The sequence below is a fragment of the Collinsella aerofaciens genome, from assembly GCF_020709435.1.
Taxonomy (GTDB): Bacteria; Actinomycetota; Coriobacteriia; order Coriobacteriales; family Coriobacteriaceae; genus Collinsella; species Collinsella aerofaciens_AU.
The window spans coordinates 1-223 of sequence record NZ_JAJFDP010000066.1; the positions used below are offsets into that span (position 1 = coordinate 1).

Below are 223 nucleotides of genomic sequence, written 5' to 3' on the forward strand. Positions count from 1 at the left end.
CGCCCCTGCGGTCGCTCTCCCCGCTGGAGTGCTCGGAGGGCGTCAGGCCGACCCATGCGGCGAACGACCGGGCGTTCCTGAACCTCGAGAACTCGCCGGCCTCGAACACGAGGTCGGCGGCCGTCGCGGTGTCGACGCCCTTGAGGCGGCGCAGGGAGTCGACCCTCCTCCTCCACCTGGGCTTGCGGGCCTCGGCCTCGACGAGCCCCTCGAGCCTCGCCTT

The 223-nt window shown here is 73.1% G+C and carries 1 protein-coding gene; it reads right to left on the reverse strand.

What is annotated here, in order from left to right; translation table 11 throughout:
* On the reverse strand, nucleotides 1-223 hold a 223-nt coding region (locus tag LK493_RS10160; protein ID WP_227790937.1), incomplete at both ends, for a transposase.